The sequence below is a fragment of the Melghirimyces thermohalophilus genome (assembly GCF_900102685.1).
Classification (GTDB): Bacteria; Bacillota; Bacilli; order Thermoactinomycetales; family DSM-45169; genus Melghirimyces; species Melghirimyces thermohalophilus.
Genome location: NZ_FMZA01000004.1, coordinates 39,666 through 56,718, shown reverse-complemented (window position 1 = coordinate 56,718; position 17,053 = coordinate 39,666). Strand labels below are relative to the sequence as shown.

The window sequence follows — 17,053 nt, the reverse complement described above, 5'->3', positions numbered from 1 at the left end:
ATGGATCGGGAACGGGTACGCAAAGCGGAATGGGGGGCATGGGTCGGGATTGTCGGTAATCTCCTGTTGGCGATTCTGAAAGGGAGTATCGGTCTGATTGCCAACAGCCGGGCCTTGTTGGCGGATGCCGTCCATTCCGCTTCGGACGTGGTCGGTTCCTTGGCTGTGCTGATCGGTGTCCGTGTGGCCAAGGTGCCGCCGGACAAAGATCATCCATACGGCCATGGAAAAGCGGAATCCATCGCGGCGATCATCGTGTCCGTCCTGCTTGGGGTGGTGGGCCTGGAGATCGGTTATCAATCCTTTCAAGCACTGTTTGAACCTATCGAAGCCCCGGGCGGTTTGGCGGTGATTGCCGCCCTGGTGTCAATGCTGGCCAAGGAAGGCATGTTCCAATACAAATATCGCCTAGGCAAGCGCATCGGCAGTCAGGCGGTTATCGCCAATGCCTGGGAACACCGGTCCGATGTTTATTCCTCCATCGCAGCCCTGGTGGGGATCGGCGGTGCGGTTTTGGGGGAACGATGGGGGATCTCCTTTTTGCTTTATCTGGACCCGATCGCAGGGGTATTGGTCTCCCTGTTGGTTCTGCGCATGGCTTATCATTTGGCGAAAGAGTCGATTCACAACACCTTGGACCATGTGCTTCATGATGAGGATGCCCAGGACCTGGTGGAAGCCGCCGCCAAAGTGGACGGGGTGTTGCGGGTGGATGAATTGCTGGCCAGAGAACACGGCTTTTACGTGATCGTCGATGTGAAGGTGGCGGTGGAACCTGGAATCACAGTAGAAGAAGGGCATCGGGTGGGAAAAGAAGTGAAGGAGCGACTGATGAAAGATTTTCATCATGTCTCCAACGTTTTTGTTCACATCAACCCCTACCGCTCGAAACATCACCAGCAGGATGATTTTTGAAAGGAGCACTAGTAACAACAGCTTGGGCTAACGAAGAACAAATTGAAGGATATTATCAAGACGACATTCAACCAGTTCTTCTCGAAGCCACTCCTTGCCCAAGCCTTTTATTGCTGGGTTGTCAAAAAACAAAAAGAAGGAGTGGATACCCATGAGTAAAGCTATGTTTTTGCATCGGGAAGAGATCTTGTTGGAAGGTCTCGTGATGATCTCCATCCCCTCTTCGGATGGTTTTGGTGAAAAGATGAATGCGATACATACGGAGATAACTGAATCCATCGGTTAAACAGGAAGTGATTTTGTCTGTCACTTCCTTTTTTCCGGGTCAACTTCGGTATGCTATAATAAAAAACGGCAAGGGAGGTGGTTCCCTATTGCTACGATCGAAAACACGATGGCAGCCGGTTGAGGCAAAAGAGCCTCTCATCCGACAGTTGGCGGAGGAATTGGAGGTGCATCCTCTAATCGCCCGTCTCCTGGCCAACCGTGGACTGACCGAGCCGCAACAAGCCCGTCAGTTTCTTCAGGCGGATGGTTCGGATATGTACGATCCGTTTTTGCTGGACGGGATGAAGGAGGCGGTGGCCCGAATTCGGGAAGCACTCGACCGGCGGGAACGAATTCTGGTCTATGGTGACTACGATGCGGACGGCGTTAGCAGCACCAGCCTGATGATGATGGTTTTCAGGCGCCTCAGCGCAGACGTCGATTATTACATACCCAACCGCTTTACCGAAGGATACGGTCTCAACGAAGAGGCGCTCAAACAGGCGAAGGAGGCAGGGGTACAGCTGGTAATCTCGGTGGATACCGGTATCAGCGCTGCGGCGGAAGCCGAGGTGGCGAAGGAGTTAGGGTTGGACCTGATCATTACCGACCACCACGAACCCCCAGAAATTCTGCCCGATGCTTATGCGGTGATCAATCCCAAAAAGCCGGGTTGCCCATATCCTTTTGACATGCTGGCAGGGGTGGGGGTGGCGCTAAAGGTGGCCCATGCCCTCTTGGGCTCCCTCCCGGAAGAAGTGTTGGACCTGGCGGCATTGGGGACAATTGCTGATCTGGTCCCGCTGTTGGATGAAAATCGGATCATCGCCTCGCTGGGTCTGGAACGGATGAATCAGCAGAGAAACCCGGGTCTAACCGCTTTGATGGAAGCTTCTGGAGTGAAACCTCCCGTCGGGGCCGGACATGTCGGTTTCTCCCTCGGTCCCCGGATCAATGCCAGCGGTCGGTTGGAGTCGGCCGGTATTGCTGTGGAACTGTTGCTGACCGAAGACCGGGAAGAAGCCCAGTCCATGGCGGAAGAGCTGGACCGATTGAATCGGGAGCGACAACAGTTGGTGGAAGAGATTACCCGGGAAGCGACGGCGATGGTGGAGGCGGATCCCGACCGCTACCGCCGTTTTATCCTGGTGGCAGCCCCGGGATGGAATGTGGGTGTGATCGGAATTGTCGCCTCCCGGCTGGTGGAGAAGTATTATCGTCCGACGATCGTATTGGGGATCGACGAAGAAACAGGCATGGCCAAGGGTTCGGCTCGGAGTATCGCCGGTCTGGATATGTATCGGGCATTGACGGAATGTGCCGATCTCTTGCCCCACTTTGGAGGTCACGAAATGGCGGCTGGCATGTCCCTTCCTCGGGAAAACCTCCTCAAACTGCACCGCCGGCTGGATCAGATCGCCGGGGACTGGCTGCAGGAGGAAGATTATATCCCCTTGTCCCGAGTGGAGGCCGACTTGACAATCGGCGATGTGGATGTGGACCTGATCCAGGAGTTGGAACGGTTAGCCCCTTACGGTGTGGGCAATCCGACGCCTCAGTTCCGGATCACGGGAGCGGGCCTTTCCCGGATGCAGTTGATCGGTAGGGAAAAAAACCATCTGAAACTGACCTTAAAAGATGGGGATCGTGTCTTAGAGGCGGTGGGTTTTCGGTTGGGGGAACTGGCCGAAGAGATAGCGCCCTCCGCCGCACCGGAATTGTTAGGGGAGCTATCCATCAACGAGTGGAACAATCGGCGGATTCCTCAGCTGATCATTAGGGATATCGCGGTACCTCATCTGCAGGTGTTTGACTGGAGGAGCAACCGGGATAAGTCGGATCAGTTCCGGCGCTTGGCTGCACAGTCCGGATCCGTTTTTGTGTTCCGGAAGGAACCCCGCGCCGCCAACTGGCTATCGACATCCCGGGTCTTATTGTGGGGAAAGATAGAGGAAATGTCCTCCCTTCCCCCTGTTCATCAGCTGGTTTTGGTCGATCTGCCTCCGTCAGTGGAAGCTTTTAACCGGTTGCTTCAGAAGTGTTCCGATGTAAAACGGGTATATTTCGCCTTCGGGGATGCGGAATTGGACGGCAGCTTAGCCCGCACGCCTGACCGTGAACAATTTAAACGTCTGTACGCATATTTGCTGAGAAAAAAGCAGTATCAGGTTCCTTCGGAGCTTAAAGGGTTGTCGCGACGAACGGGACTGTCCCCACGGGGGGTGGCTTTTATGCTGCGGGTATTTGATGAACTGGGCTTTGTACACCTTACCGACCATCAGCTGGACGTGGTTCCGCAACCTGCCAAACGCCCCTTGAGCGAATCGCATCTTTACTGCCAACAGCAGGAACGGGAACAGGTCCAACATGCTTTTGTTTATTCTTCATACAAAGAACTTTGTCAGAGAACGGTTTCGGTGATTTCGGGTGATCCGAAATGAGGAGGAGCAAACATGGACTTTAAAGAAAAAATCCGGTTGATTCAAGACTTTCCCCAACCGGGTGTCAATTTTAAGGATATCACCACTCTCTTGAAGGATGGGAAAGCTTTTCACGCAGCGATCGATCAAATGGTGGAACAGTTGAAGAGCAAGGAGATCGATCTGGTGATCGGTCCAGAGGCTCGCGGCTTTGTGGTGGGCACACCCTTGGCCTACGCCATGGGTGTCGGCTTTATCCCGGTCCGTAAGGCGGGAAAATTGCCGGGTGAAACGGTGGAAACCGGGTATAGCCTCGAATACGGCAAGGATCGGCTGGCGATTCACAAGGATGCCATTCGCCCCGGCCAGCGGGTGCTGATTGTGGATGATTTGTTGGCCACCGGAGGTACCGTCAACGCCACCCTAGACCTGGTTCGCCAATTGGAAGCGGATGTGGTCGGCGCCGCCTTTGTGATCGAGCTGACTTATCTCCATGGCCGGGCCAAGTTACCGGACCTCGATATCTATACCTTGATCCAATACTGATATATAGACGGAATCCAGCACCACCCCCTTTCCCTTTTACAGGAATGGGGGTTTTTTGCAATGTTGAAAAATAAGGAGGATGCAGGGAGAAAATGCCGAATAGGATTAGAAAGAAGAATCCTATTTTAAAACGGGAGACAGGGAGGTGTCGGCCTTGGACTGTCAGAAAGAGGATTTCATCTCGGAGGATGTGGAGAATCTGGAGGAGCCGGAGTTGTATGGAATCCTGATCGGTTTGGGACTCTGGGGAGCCACCCTGATTTCGTATATTGTTTTAGTTCGATTAAATTGGATCGCCGGGCTCTGAGTGATTCCTCTGGTCCCGGGGCCGTATATCCTGGTGAATGGACCATGCGCTGTTCAGTGCATGGTTTGTTTTTTCGTTGATAAAAGACATCGTGGCAGAATCGTGGTAAGGTCATGATGAGGGAGGGAGAGGAATGGAGTCGAGTGAAGGAGCGCCTTATGAAAGTTATCGGGCGTGGAAGATGCTGGGAATCCTCCTGGCGGCCCAGGTGGCAGTCGCCTTTCTCGGACGGGGGTTGGCGCCGTTGGGGCCGCTTATCGAGAAGGACCTGTCAATTACGAAGGCACAGGTGGGGATGTTGCCTGCTGCTCTTTTTCTGGGGCAGTCTTTTTTTAATTTACCATCGGGCTATTTTGCCGATCGATACGGTTCACGGATCATGCTCCTGATCTTGTGCCTGTCAGCGGCGGCCAGTTTTATACTGGTGACAGGCGTTCCTTTTTTCGGCTGGTTGCTTCTCTTTGTGGTTGTAGGCGGTTTTGCTTACGGCGGGATGCACCCGGTGACCAACCGGGGGATCATCTATTGGTTCCCCCAGCAAAGGCGGGGGACGGCGATGGGAATCAAGCAGACGGGAGTGACGGCAGGGTCCGCCTTGGCCGCACTGATCTTGCTTCCGGCGGCCATGACCTGGGGTTGGCGGGAATCCTTGATTGCCGCTGCTCTTTGTACCGGTGGGGTCGGCGTGCTCGTCTATCTCCTGTACCGGGATTCCCGAGAGGCCGCGCCGAGAAAGAAAAACGAAGGCGTTTCGCTGATTCATTCGGTTCGTCCCCTGGCCAAAAGTCGTCCACTGTGGTGGCTGAGCCTGGCCGCCGTCGGGCTCAACATGGGAAACCTGGTTCTCAGTACTTATGTGGTCTTTTTTGCTTATGAACACTTGGAATATCCTTTGTATGTGGCGGGCACGCTCCTGGTGGTATCTGAGGTGGCTGGGTCTGCTGGCCGGATTATATGGGGCTGGGTGAGCGATCGGTTGTTAGGGGGACGGCGCTTGGTCGTGTTGATGGGGATCACGCTGATCACGATCGTATTAAGCGTCATCTTTGCTCTGTTGCCGCCACACGTGCCGTACTTTTTGTTTCTACTGCTGGTGGTGGTGTTTGGCTTCTCCATCTCCGGATTTAACGGGATCTGGATGAACGCCGCCACCGAGTCGGTTCCCCGGGAACAGGCGGGCATGGCCAGCGGTTTCAGCGTTTCCATCGGTTCTTGGGGCGTCATTCTGGGCCCGCCGCTGTTTGGCTGGGTGGTGGATCAGGGAGGTTACACCCCGGCCTGGTTGGTGTTGGCCGGGATGATGGTCGCTGTTTTGCTGCTTCTTATCGGGATGGAAAAATCGTCGAGAATCCCTGTTAAGGAGGGTTACTGATGCCAATGGATCGAAGGATTCCCCCGGTTGTTCAGATCGTCGGTTTTTCCAACACAGGAAAAACCACTTTGATCACCCGCCTGCTTTCCCGGCTGTCGGAAGAAGGATGGAAAGTGGGCAGCATCAAACGTCACGCCGGGAACCTGGAGTTCGATGTGCCGGGAAAGGATAGTTGGCTGCACCGTCAGGCGGGGGCGGATCCGGTGGCGATTACCGCTGCCAATCAGACGGCCTTGATCTTTCCCCGCCCCCTTTGCCTGGATGAGCTTTTAATCCATTATCAGGAGCAGGATCTAGTGCTGGTGGAAGGATTTAAATATGCCTCGCATCCGAAGCTGGTGATGGCGACGGAACAGTCCCACCTCTCCCTAGTTCAAGAATTGTCCCATGTCCATGGTGTGGTCACCCCTGTTCCCATGGAAGGGGCGGGGGTTCAACAATTTCGACGGGATGATGTGGAAGGTGTGGCGATGGCGGTGAAACAGCTGGCAGGCCTGAAAAAATAGGGGAAATTTCCTTTCTGGCCCCAAAACAACCGAAGTCGAAACGGTCGTTTATTTTTCGATATTAAGTAAAGATTTTATCGATTCCGCGGTCATGAATTGGTACAGCGTTTTTTTATTTGGATTGTTCCCTTATGGTGACGACCATCTAATTCCTTATCCGACGGCGTTCGATCAAATCACTTCAAAGTAAAAACACGCGAATTCATTTCGTTGATGGCGGTGAAACGGTTGGGAGGCTTGATATCCTAAAAACAAAAATATCGAATGACGGGCCGTCAGATGCAATTGTTCAGAGTGTTTTCCAACAGGACGGGGCCCAAGTCCTGGTTTGTCGATTGACTGAGCCGTACCTGGACCCGGGTATCCGGGGTGAGTCGGGCCGTAATATGGTCAAATCGTCCCGCCCAGGTAGGGGCATCCGGCTCCGGGGTGGGATACAGCCGAAACCGCCAACTGATCACACCGGGTACCTGGGCAAATCCCTCATATTGATCAAAGGGACCCCATGAAGCGGGATGAGGCAACCCGTATGCCAGAATCGCCACACGGGTCCGAGTGCTGCCAAAGGGGGTGGTGATCCTTTGAATGAGGGAAACCCCGGATGGATAATCGGCTCCGGGATGAACTGGTGGCAGCACCAGACAACAGGGCATATCCACGCCGTTGTCCGCGATCCGGATCACTTGTCCCGGCAGGGGTTCTCCTTGCAGGTGGGGATTGGCTTGCATCAGTCGATCCAGAGGGGTTCCCACCCGTTGCGCAATCGCAGCTAGGGTCTCACCATCCCGTACCGTATACCATCGGCTGTCAGCAGACATCATCTGTGGATCATCTCCCGTAAGAAAGATGTTCCATTCTATGCGCAAACGGGAGAAAGTGGTCATTGCCCCAGGAGATCACCTGAACTTCCCTGATGGGGTTTGGATGTAGAGGTTGAAGAGATGTAAAAAAAGGTCAAGCTGCTTGCGGCAACGATACCACAGGCGCATTGACCCTTGTTAGTAGTCCGTACACCTTCTTCACCGTGGGCCCGTTCCCTCGTTGCCCCTTTTCTGTATAGATGCCCCGCAGACATAAAGGAAAACGAAAAATTGTAAATGCGGTGCCCTTATGTGCGAGGATTTGGAGTTTTGCACAATGGGTTGGGAATGATTGCAATGAAAAGGGGGAATCGGGACTATGCCCTTTTATCATCGCTTGGGTACCATTCCACCCTGAAGCGATCCCGGCCCCCTACTGGCACAGCAACGTGAACAGCGATGAAGTGTTATACGATGTGGAAGGCAACTTTATGAGCCGGAAAGGGGTGCGGAAAGGCTCGATCACCCTCCATCCCAGTGGGTTTCCCCACGGTCCCCATCCAGTTAAGGCGGAAGCCAGCATCGGGAAAAAAGGACGGAAGAATGGGCCGTGATGATCGACACCTTCCGTCCCCTCTACGTGACCCAGGCGGCGCGGAACGTGGAAGATCCACAGTATTTGACTAGTTGGTTGCCCGACGATCATGCTTAAATAGGAAGGGGATCCAGGTGCAGATCAATCCAAAAGATCAGGCCAAAAAAGAGAACGACAGGCTGTTGATCGGAAGCGTCCTTCCCCGACCCATCGCCTTCGTCACCTCTCTGAACGAGGAGGGGAAGGTGAATGCGGCCCCCTTCAGCTTTTTCACTGTGGTCAGCTCCGATCCGCCGATGCTGGCTGTCACCGTCAACCGCAAGCCGGGAGGTGTTCAAAAGGATACGGCCCGCAACATTGCGGCTTATAAGGAGTACGTGATCCAGGTGGTGGATGGGGAGAATGTGGAACAGGTGAACCAGTGTGCTACCGACTTCCCGCCGGAGATGAGTGAAGCGGAGGCCGTTGGATTTGATGTGGTTCCTGGTCAAAAAGTGAAAGTTCCCCGGATTGTTCAATCCAAAATCCAGATGGAATGCCGTCTTCATCAGATCCTATCGATGGGTGGAACGGCGGCCGAACCCAATGCCGATCTGGTGATCGGCGAAGTGGCGCTGTTCCATGTCCGGGATGATCTGTATGAGCAGGGGCGGATCGATAGCGAAACATTGGATCCTGTGGGCCGTCTCGCCGGTCTCTCCTTCGGGAAAATAGGCGAAACCTTCTCCCGTCGCCGTCTCAGCTATAAGGAATGGCAGGAGCGCGAGAAAAGTAAATCCAGCAGATCATAAAAACATCGGCGCCTCACAGGAGGTGCCGATGTTTTTGGTTACAACAACCATAGTGCAAAGGCGGTGCCCACGCTGCTGTACAAGAGAGCGAATCCGATATTCCAGCGGGTGATTCGGTAGGGAGATTCCCGGGTCAACTGCGTCATCATCGCGACGGTGGTGTTATAGGTGCCGGAAGCGTCGCTGGCGAGGTTGGCGGTTAACAACAGCACCGCCAGGCTGAGAGGATTTAAAGTGTCTAAGAGCGGTTGCAGAAGCAACCCCTGCAAGCCGAGGGTGACTAAGGGATGAAAACCGACCAGGGCCAGCAGAATAGCGGAAAGCTGAATCAGCACGAAAAGCAGCACCGGTGTCTCCGCGAGGGAGAGAAGCGGACCCTGTAAATAGGACAAGATATCGGTCTCCTCCACCATCCGATTAAAAAAACCGAGGGAAAGAAACAAGAGGGCCAGATTATGAAGTCCCGGGACCTGCTTTTTCCAAGCGAGCAGGCTGTATTTCCAATAGGCTTTGCCCCGCCGGATCAACAGCGCCCAGATCAAACAGAATGGCAGAATGAACAGCGTAATTGCGGCAAAAAAGTCGATGCTCAGCCAATCCGTCAATAGATTAGACATTCCGATCAGGAGGAACAGGGCGGCGATCAACTGCAGCAGTTTGCCCGGCCGGGCGGTCGCTCCCCCTGGGGTGGGGGTGACCGCAGGTTTCAGGGAGTGTTTGCGGTAACGTTGGGCCAGCAGCCAATCGATGGCCAGCATCACCACAGAAAAGAGAAGCAAGTAAGGCAACAGCTCGGGATAAGCGACCCCAGTCGCTCCCGATGCTACGACAATAAAGACTTCAACCGGGCTCCAAACAGTGGCGATGGAGAAAGCCCGCAGGATCGATTCGCTGGCAAACCGATGGCGCAAGGATTCCTGCAGCCCGCTCAGGGGCTTTTGCAACACCCGGTGGACCAAGGGAATCGATGCGAAAAAGAGGAAAATGCACAACACATAGCTGACCAGCGAGGTGCGCCGGTACAGGCTAGCCAGATGGCGGGTTCCGTTTTTCAACAGACGTCCCAGGTGCTGCTCATACCGGCCCACGGTGATCAAGTTGTTGATCCAGGGCAACATGTAGAGCAGCGACAGGATGAGTCCCGTCGAGGTGAAAAAGGTGGGAAATTGGGTCCAGCTCATCCCAGAGGTGATAAACAGGATCAACCCTACCGTTAAAAAAACAAGACTGACCGCCTGAAATGTCCGTATCGAACCGGGATAAGAAAGGGGGAGACACAGGATCGCGATCCCCCCCGTTATGCACGCCAAGTGGGGAGAGTCGAGAAACAAGTTCCCCATGTAGAACAGCACGAGCAAGGTATAAAGCCAGCGGCGTAGGGTATCGATGGCAAGCATGGTATCGGGACTCCTTTAGTAAACAATAGATTAGTGAGCCAGTGGTTTAAATAGCCGCCGGAGCAGAGGTGGAATGAAAAATAGGATGAAAAAGACGCGAAACATCTGGTATCCCGTTACCGTGGCCAATTCGGCATCCACCTCCCGCGCCACCACGCCCATGGTGGCCATTCCTCCAGGAGAGAGGCTGAGAAAGGCGGTGACCAGCGACTGATGGTGCAGGGAGACCAACAAGAGCCCCAACCCCCATGAAAAGAGCACCAAAGCCAACCCGGTGACCGGAGCCAGCAAGCCGATGCCGCGGCGTCGAAACAGATCCTCCCATTTCAACATGCGGCCGAAATAAGCCCCCATAAAGAGTTGGGCGAAATTCCGGATCAGGGAAGGGAGTTCCGGTGGATGAATGCCCGATACCCCGAATAGGGCTATCACCAACACCGGTCCCATCAAGAACGGGGTCGGAAAACGTAGCTTGCGGGCAGCCCAGGCACCGGCTGCGGCGATCAGACCGAACAACAGCAATGACGGATCCAACGACACCCCGTCGGTCTCACCGCCGGTCGCCGCGGGTGCGGCTTTTCCGGTCAAGCCGAGTACCAGGAAAGGGACGATAAAGATCACGGTCAACAGGCGAGTCACCTGATAAAAAGTGACGATGCTGAGATCGATCCCTTTCATTTCTTCTCCCAGGGTGACCATCTGGGAGAGGCCGCCGGGGATATTGGCCGTCAGAGCCGTTCGAAAATTAAGGCCGGTGTGGCGGGAGATGAGTAGTGCCAAACCGACGCTAAACCCCATCATCAATGTGGTCATCAGCAACATCGTCGGCAATTGAGCAATCATTTGGGCCAGGGTTTGACGGTTGAAAGAGGAGCCCAGCATATATCCGATAGCGACCAGCCCGGCATTGCGCCACCCCGAAGGCCAATAGAGAGGCGCGGGAGCGAAACGGGACCAGAGGAGGACGCTTACCATCGGTCCCAGGATCCAGGGAAGGGGAAGGCCGACAAAAGCAAAAATACCCCCACCGGACAGAGATAGGAGAAAGGTCCGGAACCAGGGGAGGAAGGAAGTTCGTAAACGTTGGATCGATGTCACCTTCTTACCCAATGAAGTCATATACGTTCAACTTAAACCAAAGGTGGGTTTTTAGCAACCGTTTCGAATAGCGAAAGGTTAAGCGCTCCATTCCATTTGAAACCGAGGAAAGCCGCCAGCAAACCTAGTGAGTAGGTGAGCCCGAGATAAAGATATCGGTGTTTAACACTCATCTGGAGCGTTTCCCAATGCAACGTGGAAAAGGTAGTGAAGGAGCCGAGCAAACCCGTTCCGAGGAACAAAAACCAGTCATCGCTCCAGCCCGTGTCGGCGATCGAGCCGAGCAGAAAGGAGCCCGCCACGTTCGCAGTCAATGTTCCCCAGGGAAGGAGGCGGTGGGGCCGGTTGAGCCATTGGCTGACAGCGTAGCGGAGAAGCGCCCCCGATGGCTACCCAAAAGCCGTGGATCAGCATCTGTTGTTCCTCCTCTTTGTCCCCAAACGGGAACCGGTATGGACAAGCAGGATCCCGCCCCAAAAACTGAGCAACAGATATATAACGGCCATGACTACATCCCCTTTTTGCGTCAGGGTTAATGTTTCGACACTGAAGGTGGAAAAGGTGGTGAAAGAGCCGATCATACCTGTACCGATGCCGGATCGAAGCAGGACGGATGCGGGGAGATGGGCATTTAACCAGCCCAATAGCAGACAGCCTGTCCAGTTGGCGGCCAGGGTGTCCAAAGGAATCCCTGCACCGGGGTGGAACAGAATCAATCCTAAACCATAACGAAGTAGCGCTCCGATCATTCCCCCGATGCCCACCGCGACGATATGATTCATAACCGTATCCCTCATCGATTGGTGTTTTCATTACCCTTCTCAGTTTAGAAAATTCGGTTAACGGGTGCAATCGAAGGGTGTTCCGATGAAGCCATACGTCGCTTTTTACAACAAGGAGCGTCTCCAACAAACATTTGGCGGCCTTTTCCCGTAGAGATGGATTAAGGCCGCTGTTATTTTACCAACCGGTAGAGAACTCATGGCTTGACCTGGCAAAAGGCCGGCTTTCTCAAAGGTTCAAATCGATCACGATATCATCGGTCTCCTCTTCGGTGACTCCAATATATCGCAGGGTGACCGATGGCGCGGAATGGTTGAAGATCGATTTTAACCAAGTGATATCTACCCCTGATTTATACGCATGGTAACCGAAAGTTTTCCGCAAGGTATGTGTTCCGATTTTATCTTGAATACCAACAGAACGAGCCGCTTGATTCAAAATTTGGTGCGCACGCTGTCGGGAGATGGGTCTGGAGCCCATGCGAGACTTAAACAAATACTCATCTGAATCGGGCCACTGACCGGTCTCCTCCACGTACAGATTGATGGCATTCCGCACATTTTCACCAAACGGAAACGTCTTTTCCTTCATGGTGCGGGATTCTATCAGTCGAAAAAACGTTCGAGGGCGTCCCCCATGGTCCATGACATCTCGGATTCGTAACCGCAAAATATCTGAAATACGAAGCCCTGAATTAATACCCAGCACGAATAAGAGGTGATCACGGGCAGACTGGGCTAGCAATTTCTTCTTCATTTCTTCAATCTGCTTCAGATCTCGGATCGGTTGAACGGTCTCCATCTCTTTTTATTCTCCTTACTGTATAATATAATACATTATGTAAAATTGAATAATCCTCTGGGAGGTATGGTGAATGATAAAAAGTCCATTCAAATCGTTTTTCTCTCCTAAACGCGTTTCATGGAAACTCAACGCCGGTTATTCTATTCTCCTTATTTGCCTTTACCTCCTTTTCTTCTCCCTTCTCTCCATGATCAACTGGAAATTAGCCGGTGAAAAAGGGCTGTTTTTAGCGATCGCTTCTTTTCCGATATTGGCCTACATATTGGCGCAAGTTCTCTTTTCGCAATTGTACCGTCCCCGACCCACTGTAAAACACCATTCCACTGTTTTCAGAAACATGCCACGCCCCAAGGTGGCTGCTATTCTGACGATGTACAATGAGGAGGGTCGGATGGTAAAAGAAGCGGTAAACGGCCTTCTTCACCAAAAGACCCCCGTGGACGAAATCTACGTCGTTGATGATGGAAGCCACGACCTTTCAGGCTATAAAACGGTTCTGAAGTTAAAAAGAGCATGGGAATCCTCACACGCCCAGGTATCCTCAGACAGTATCGCGATTTCAGAAAAAGCGAACCACAACCTGAAGTGGAAGATCCATCGTTTCCCGATCAATCAGGGGAAACGACACGCCCAGGCATGGGCTTTACGGCAGACAGACGCTGATATCATTGTGACGATGGATATGGATAGCGTTCTCCAAGCAGAAGCGATTGAACAATTGATTCAACCGTTTTTCCAGCAAAACGTGATGGCTGTAGCGGGTGATATCGGTGTCACCATGAAAAAGAAAAACTTGTTGACCCGTTTGACCGATTTTCACTACCAATACCTTTTCCGTACAGAATGCGCCGCCCATTCTGCCACCGGACACCTCTTGTACTGTTCAGGACCTCTTGCCGCTTATCGACGGGAAGTCATCATTGATCACCTCCATGAATATGTGAACCAACGGTTTATGGGAAAACCGATCCAAATGGGCGACGACCGTTTTCTTACCGGTTTGGCCAATCGGTTGGGGCACACCGTCTATCAATCCACCGCCCGTTGCCAGACACAGATCCCGGAACGTTGGTCCTCGTTTATTCAGCAACAGTTGCGTTGGGCTCGCTCATTCATTATTGAGAGTATGACTGCGTTGAAAACGTACGCGACCATGAAAAAGGCGGCTCCCTTCCTCTGGACATTGGGGGAATTGTTCACTTGGCCGATCTTTGCTGTGGCTTTTTTACTGGATATGGTTTTAAACAGCGGACAGATGGGTTGGAGCCTTCTTCTTTACTATTTGGGCTATATATCCCTTTTCGCTTACTTGAGAAACATGGGTAGCCTGTTTTCCGATGCGAAACGCTACCTCTGGATGAGTCCCCTCCATGGACTGTTGCAGTTCGGGTTGATGACCTGGATCCGGATGTATGCCCTGTTTACCCTTCGCACGACAGCATGGGGAAACCGATGATGGGGTGTGTTGCGGGGTTCTATTAACCTCGTACTGTTTTATGAATCGGGGAGGGTGGAGACCGGTTTTGATCTCGTGTTTGAAGGGGGCATCGCTGTCAGCCTTCACTTGGTTCACCCCGAAAGCGGACGGTGGTCGACGCGGAGGAGATAAGGGGTGGGTGGCGGTACAGATTTGGATGCACCGGCGTCGGATGGTGATGCCATACATTCCTGGCCGAAGAAGTCGCCGGGGTGCCAAGGGACACGGAGCAGTTGGTACGTGACGATGTGAACCGGTTGACACATTTCTCCGTCTTTATATAAGATGATAAGCGATTCCAAATGCGAAAAATGAGTACAGGGGTGCCTGCGGGCTGAGAGGGAGAATTCCCAACCCTTAGAACCTGAACTGGCTGATACCAGCGAAGGGAGTACGGCTGCTGCTTGATGATGAGGCCACTCCCCGATGGAGTGGCTTTTTTGGTTCCCCGTACTCAGAAAGGGGAAATCGGCAATGCAACTTTCAGGAAAAACCGTATTGGTGACAGGAGGAAGCCGGGGGCTGGGTGCGGCAATCTGCCGTGCGGCCGCCGCCCAAGGAGCGGCAGTGGCGGTCAATTACCGGGAGAGCCGGGATGATGCAGAAGGCGTGGCGGAGGAGATCCGCAGCATGGGTGGACAAGCGTTGCCGGTCCAGGCGGATGTTCGGGAGCGGCAAGCGGTGCAACAGATGGTGGAAGAGATCGAGCAAGCTTTAGGTCCGGTGGATGTTCTAGTGAACAACGCCTTATACCGGTATCAATTTGATCCGGAACACCGCGCGACAGTGGATACCCTTACCTGGGAAGAGATGCAAAACCAGCTGGACGGGACCTTAAAGGGGGCTTATCACTGCGTTCAGGCCGTCGTCCCCAAAATGAAAGCGCGCCGGAGCGGACGGATCATCCAAATCGGGACCAACCTGTTTGACCACCCGGTGGTGCCTTATCACGATTACACCGCCGCCAAAGCGGCATTGACCGGGTTGACCCGCACACTGGCTTCGGAGTTGGGTCCCTACGGAATCACCGTCAATACCGTAGCCGGTGGCTTACTGGATAAAACCCGGGCTAGCGAAAAGACATCGGATGAAGTTTTTGAAATCATTCGCTCCTCCACTCCGCTGCGGCGGGTCACTCGGCCGGAGGATGTGGCCGGTGCTGTCCTGTTTTTCGCCTCGGATTTCTCCCAGCAGGTAACCGGACAATATTTGATCGTAGACGGCGGATTAGTCATGAACTGATGAAGGGAGAGAAGCGTGTGGAAAGCGATCTCGCACTGATTGACAAGGTTCGGAAGCGACAGCCCTTGATCCATCATATTACTAACGGGGTCACCATCAACGATTGCGCCAACATCACTCTCAGTTGTGGGGCGTCCCCGGTGATGGCCGATGCGCCGGAGGAGGCAGCGGATATGACCCGGTTGGCTTCCGCTCTGGTGCTCAATATCGGAACGCTTCATCAGGATCAGGTGGAAACCATGATCCAAGCGGGCTTGGCTGCTAACAAGAAAGGCATCCCTGTGGTGTTGGACCCGGTAGGAGTCGGTGCGACCCCGATGCGGACCGAAGCGGCCAGACGGCTTATGAATCGCGTTCAGATCACTCATCTGAAAGGGAATGCTGCGGAGATCGCCACTCTGGCCGGTGTACAGGCTGAGGTGCGAGGGGTTGATTCTGGACAGGTGGGCTCCGATCTGGAGACCCTCGCTAAAAAAGCAGCTCAAATCTGGGGAGTAACAGTGACCGTGACCGGAGCGAGGGATTGGATCACCGATGGGCAGGAGCAGATTGAGGTGGTGAACGGCCATGAGCTGATGAGTACCGTAAGCGGGACAGGGTGCATGAGTGCCTCCGTCCTGGCTGCTTTTGCCGCAACAGGGGAGGATCCGGTGGCTTCCGCCGTCTCGGCGATGGCAACCTACGGGGTGGCAGCGGAACAGGCCGCCCGTCGTTCCAGGGGACCCGGCAGTTTTCGCGTGGAGCTTTTTGACGCGATAGCCTCCTTAACGGGTGAGCAGGTGAAGGAAGCGGCGTGTGTTACCTGGCGAGGCTGACCTCCCTGGAAGGATATCAATCGGATCGGACAAACTTCGGCGTCGATGGAGGGGGATAAGCTGGTCATCAGCCAAAGCCCGGATGGGCGTATGGCCAAGGATGGGAGAGGCCTTGGTGGTGATCCGCCTCCATAAGGATGGCCCAGGTGTTAGCTTCATTGTTCACACAAAAGCTGAACAAACGGCATTCACTTTTATGCAAAAACCCCCGTCTGAGGCGGGGGTTTTTGCTCTTTCAGCAATCATGTCAGTGAATCTTTTTCTGTGTGGCGGAGTCGCTCGTGTGACGGGATGTTTTTTTCTTTCGTTTCAGCAGGAACAGGGGAATAATCCCAGCCGGAACAGGCAGTTCCTCTCGGATCACCGGTCGTTTTTTATTTTTCATCCCGCTCCCTCCTTTGAACAATAAGGTGACGATAGGGAGAGTAAATCCCCCTTAATTATAAGATAACGCGTTTTAATACAGTGTCAAGAGAAAATATCCCGTTTTAGAGCTTGAAATCGATGTGTATAAACAATGGATAGGATCTCCTTTGCACTTGAAGCCTCTTTTTTCTTTTTGGCAAAATTCCGGAAAAACAACGTGCGTCAAATATTCAGATCAAAAAAGCGATGGATCCGCTAGCTGACCGTGGCGCTGTTGCTTCCACCGACTGCCGCAGGAAGTTTCTCGCTTTCTGGGTGAATGCCTTCCATGACGGGTTTAAAACGCCGGAGCAGTGGAACAGTTGATAGAGGATGTACGGGAAGCCAAGGTCAATACGGTGATCGTTCAGGTCCGCCGCAGGGGGAGACATGTGATGGGACAAACCCTGAACGGGGAGGGTGAACCTTGGAATAGCGTTGAGTTGAAGCTTTGAAGCGGTTCCCGTCGCTATACGGTCCATACCGATGGCAGGGGTTTCTTCGGTAAAGCCG

At 53.5% G+C, this 17,053-nt stretch carries 17 protein-coding genes, 2 pseudogenes and 1 riboswitch; of the genes and pseudogenes, 12 read left to right on the top strand and 7 right to left on the bottom strand.

Annotated elements, in window-relative coordinates:
• The 7 genes from BLP91_RS03785 (at position 1) to mobB (ending at position 6,333) form a co-directional block, all read left to right on the top strand.
• The gene (locus BLP91_RS03785) at positions 1–915 is read left to right on the top strand and encodes a cation diffusion facilitator family transporter (RefSeq protein WP_091566842.1); all 915 of its coding nucleotides are present in this window, start codon (positions 1–3) and stop codon (positions 913–915) included.
• A gap of 151 nt (positions 916–1,066) precedes the next feature.
• Positions 1,067–1,201 (top strand): hypothetical protein, encoded by a 135-nt coding sequence (locus BLP91_RS17235; RefSeq protein ID WP_281220364.1) that lies wholly within the window; start codon positions 1,067–1,069, stop codon positions 1,199–1,201.
• 88 nt (positions 1,202–1,289) lie between these two features.
• On the top strand, positions 1,290–3,623 hold the full coding sequence (recJ, locus tag BLP91_RS03780; protein ID WP_091566840.1) for a single-stranded-DNA-specific exonuclease RecJ: 2,334 nt from the start codon (positions 1,290–1,292) through the stop codon (positions 3,621–3,623).
• A 12-nt stretch (positions 3,624–3,635) separates the two neighbouring features.
• The gene (locus BLP91_RS03775) at positions 3,636–4,148 is read left to right on the top strand and encodes an adenine phosphoribosyltransferase (RefSeq protein ID WP_091566838.1); all 513 of its coding nucleotides are present in this window, start codon (positions 3,636–3,638) and stop codon (positions 4,146–4,148) included.
• A gap of 154 nt (positions 4,149–4,302) precedes the next feature.
• On the top strand, positions 4,303–4,455 hold the full coding sequence (locus BLP91_RS16585) for a hypothetical protein (RefSeq protein ID WP_176757799.1): 153 nt from the start codon (positions 4,303–4,305) through the stop codon (positions 4,453–4,455).
• A gap of 133 nt (positions 4,456–4,588) precedes the next feature.
• Positions 4,589–5,827, top strand: a complete 1,239-nt coding sequence (locus tag BLP91_RS03770; RefSeq protein ID WP_091566836.1) for an MFS transporter — start codon at positions 4,589–4,591, stop codon at positions 5,825–5,827.
• Positions 5,827–6,333: a molybdopterin-guanine dinucleotide biosynthesis protein B gene (gene mobB, locus BLP91_RS03765; RefSeq protein WP_091566834.1), complete on the top strand. Its 507-nt coding sequence runs from the start codon at positions 5,827–5,829 to the stop codon at positions 6,331–6,333. Before BLP91_RS03770 ends, mobB begins: the two co-directional genes overlap by 1 nt.
• 275 nt (positions 6,334–6,608) lie before the next feature.
• On the opposite strand, the gene BLP91_RS03760 is transcribed toward mobB, so the two are convergent.
• Positions 6,609–7,154 (bottom strand): LysM peptidoglycan-binding domain-containing protein, encoded by a 546-nt coding sequence (locus tag BLP91_RS03760; protein ID WP_176757798.1) that lies wholly within the window; start codon positions 7,152–7,154, stop codon positions 6,609–6,611.
• A gap of 356 nt (positions 7,155–7,510) precedes the next feature.
• Between BLP91_RS03760 and BLP91_RS03755 the strand changes: the two are divergent.
• Together BLP91_RS03755 and BLP91_RS03750 are read left to right on the top strand one after the other, a co-directional pair.
• Positions 7,511–7,845: pseudogene (locus BLP91_RS03755) on the top strand (homogentisate 1,2-dioxygenase); the annotation flags it as partial.
• Between the two features lie 17 nt (positions 7,846–7,862).
• The gene (locus BLP91_RS03750) at positions 7,863–8,519 is read left to right on the top strand and encodes a flavin reductase family protein (RefSeq protein ID WP_091566830.1); all 657 of its coding nucleotides are present in this window, start codon (positions 7,863–7,865) and stop codon (positions 8,517–8,519) included.
• Between the two features lie 38 nt (positions 8,520–8,557).
• Here BLP91_RS03750 and BLP91_RS03745 read toward each other — a convergent pair whose 3' ends face one another.
• From BLP91_RS03745 to BLP91_RS03725, 5 genes and pseudogenes are all read right to left on the bottom strand, one after another.
• Positions 8,558–9,916 (bottom strand): hypothetical protein, encoded by a 1,359-nt coding sequence (locus tag BLP91_RS03745; protein WP_091566828.1) that lies wholly within the window; start codon positions 9,914–9,916, stop codon positions 8,558–8,560.
• 30 nt (positions 9,917–9,946) lie between these two features.
• Entirely contained in the window at positions 9,947–11,035 is a 1,089-nt protein-coding gene (locus BLP91_RS03740) for an AbrB family transcriptional regulator (RefSeq protein ID WP_091566826.1), read from the bottom strand.
• 11 nt (positions 11,036–11,046) lie between these two features.
• Positions 11,047–11,388: pseudogene (locus tag BLP91_RS17490) on the bottom strand (fluoride efflux transporter FluC); the annotation flags it as partial.
• A gap of 33 nt (positions 11,389–11,421) precedes the next feature.
• Positions 11,422–11,796, bottom strand: coding sequence for a fluoride efflux transporter FluC (locus tag BLP91_RS03730; RefSeq protein ID WP_091566822.1), 375 nt, complete (start codon positions 11,794–11,796; stop codon positions 11,422–11,424).
• 229 nt (positions 11,797–12,025) lie between these two features.
• Positions 12,026–12,598 (bottom strand): site-specific integrase, encoded by a 573-nt coding sequence (locus BLP91_RS03725; protein ID WP_091566820.1) that lies wholly within the window; start codon positions 12,596–12,598, stop codon positions 12,026–12,028.
• Between the two features lie 73 nt (positions 12,599–12,671).
• On the opposite strand from BLP91_RS03725, the gene BLP91_RS03720 reads away from it, so the two are divergent.
• The 3 genes from BLP91_RS03720 (at position 12,672) to thiM (ending at position 16,135) form a co-directional block, all read left to right on the top strand.
• Positions 12,672–14,057, top strand: a complete 1,386-nt coding sequence (locus BLP91_RS03720) for a glycosyltransferase family 2 protein (protein ID WP_091566818.1) — start codon at positions 12,672–12,674, stop codon at positions 14,055–14,057.
• A gap of 330 nt (positions 14,058–14,387) precedes the next feature.
• A riboswitch (TPP riboswitch) is annotated at positions 14,388–14,486 on the top strand.
• A 66-nt stretch (positions 14,487–14,552) separates the two neighbouring features.
• The gene (locus BLP91_RS03715; protein WP_091566816.1) at positions 14,553–15,320 is read left to right on the top strand and encodes a 3-oxoacyl-ACP reductase; all 768 of its coding nucleotides are present in this window, start codon (positions 14,553–14,555) and stop codon (positions 15,318–15,320) included.
• A 17-nt stretch (positions 15,321–15,337) separates the two neighbouring features.
• On the top strand, positions 15,338–16,135 hold the full coding sequence (gene thiM, locus BLP91_RS03710) for a hydroxyethylthiazole kinase (protein WP_245662094.1): 798 nt from the start codon (positions 15,338–15,340) through the stop codon (positions 16,133–16,135).
• Positions 16,136–16,382: 247 nt separating this feature from the next.
• On the opposite strand, the gene BLP91_RS16580 is transcribed toward thiM, so the two are convergent.
• The gene (locus BLP91_RS16580; protein WP_176757797.1) at positions 16,383–16,520 is read right to left on the bottom strand and encodes a hypothetical protein; all 138 of its coding nucleotides are present in this window, start codon (positions 16,518–16,520) and stop codon (positions 16,383–16,385) included.
• Positions 16,521–17,053: the final 533 nt, after the last annotated feature.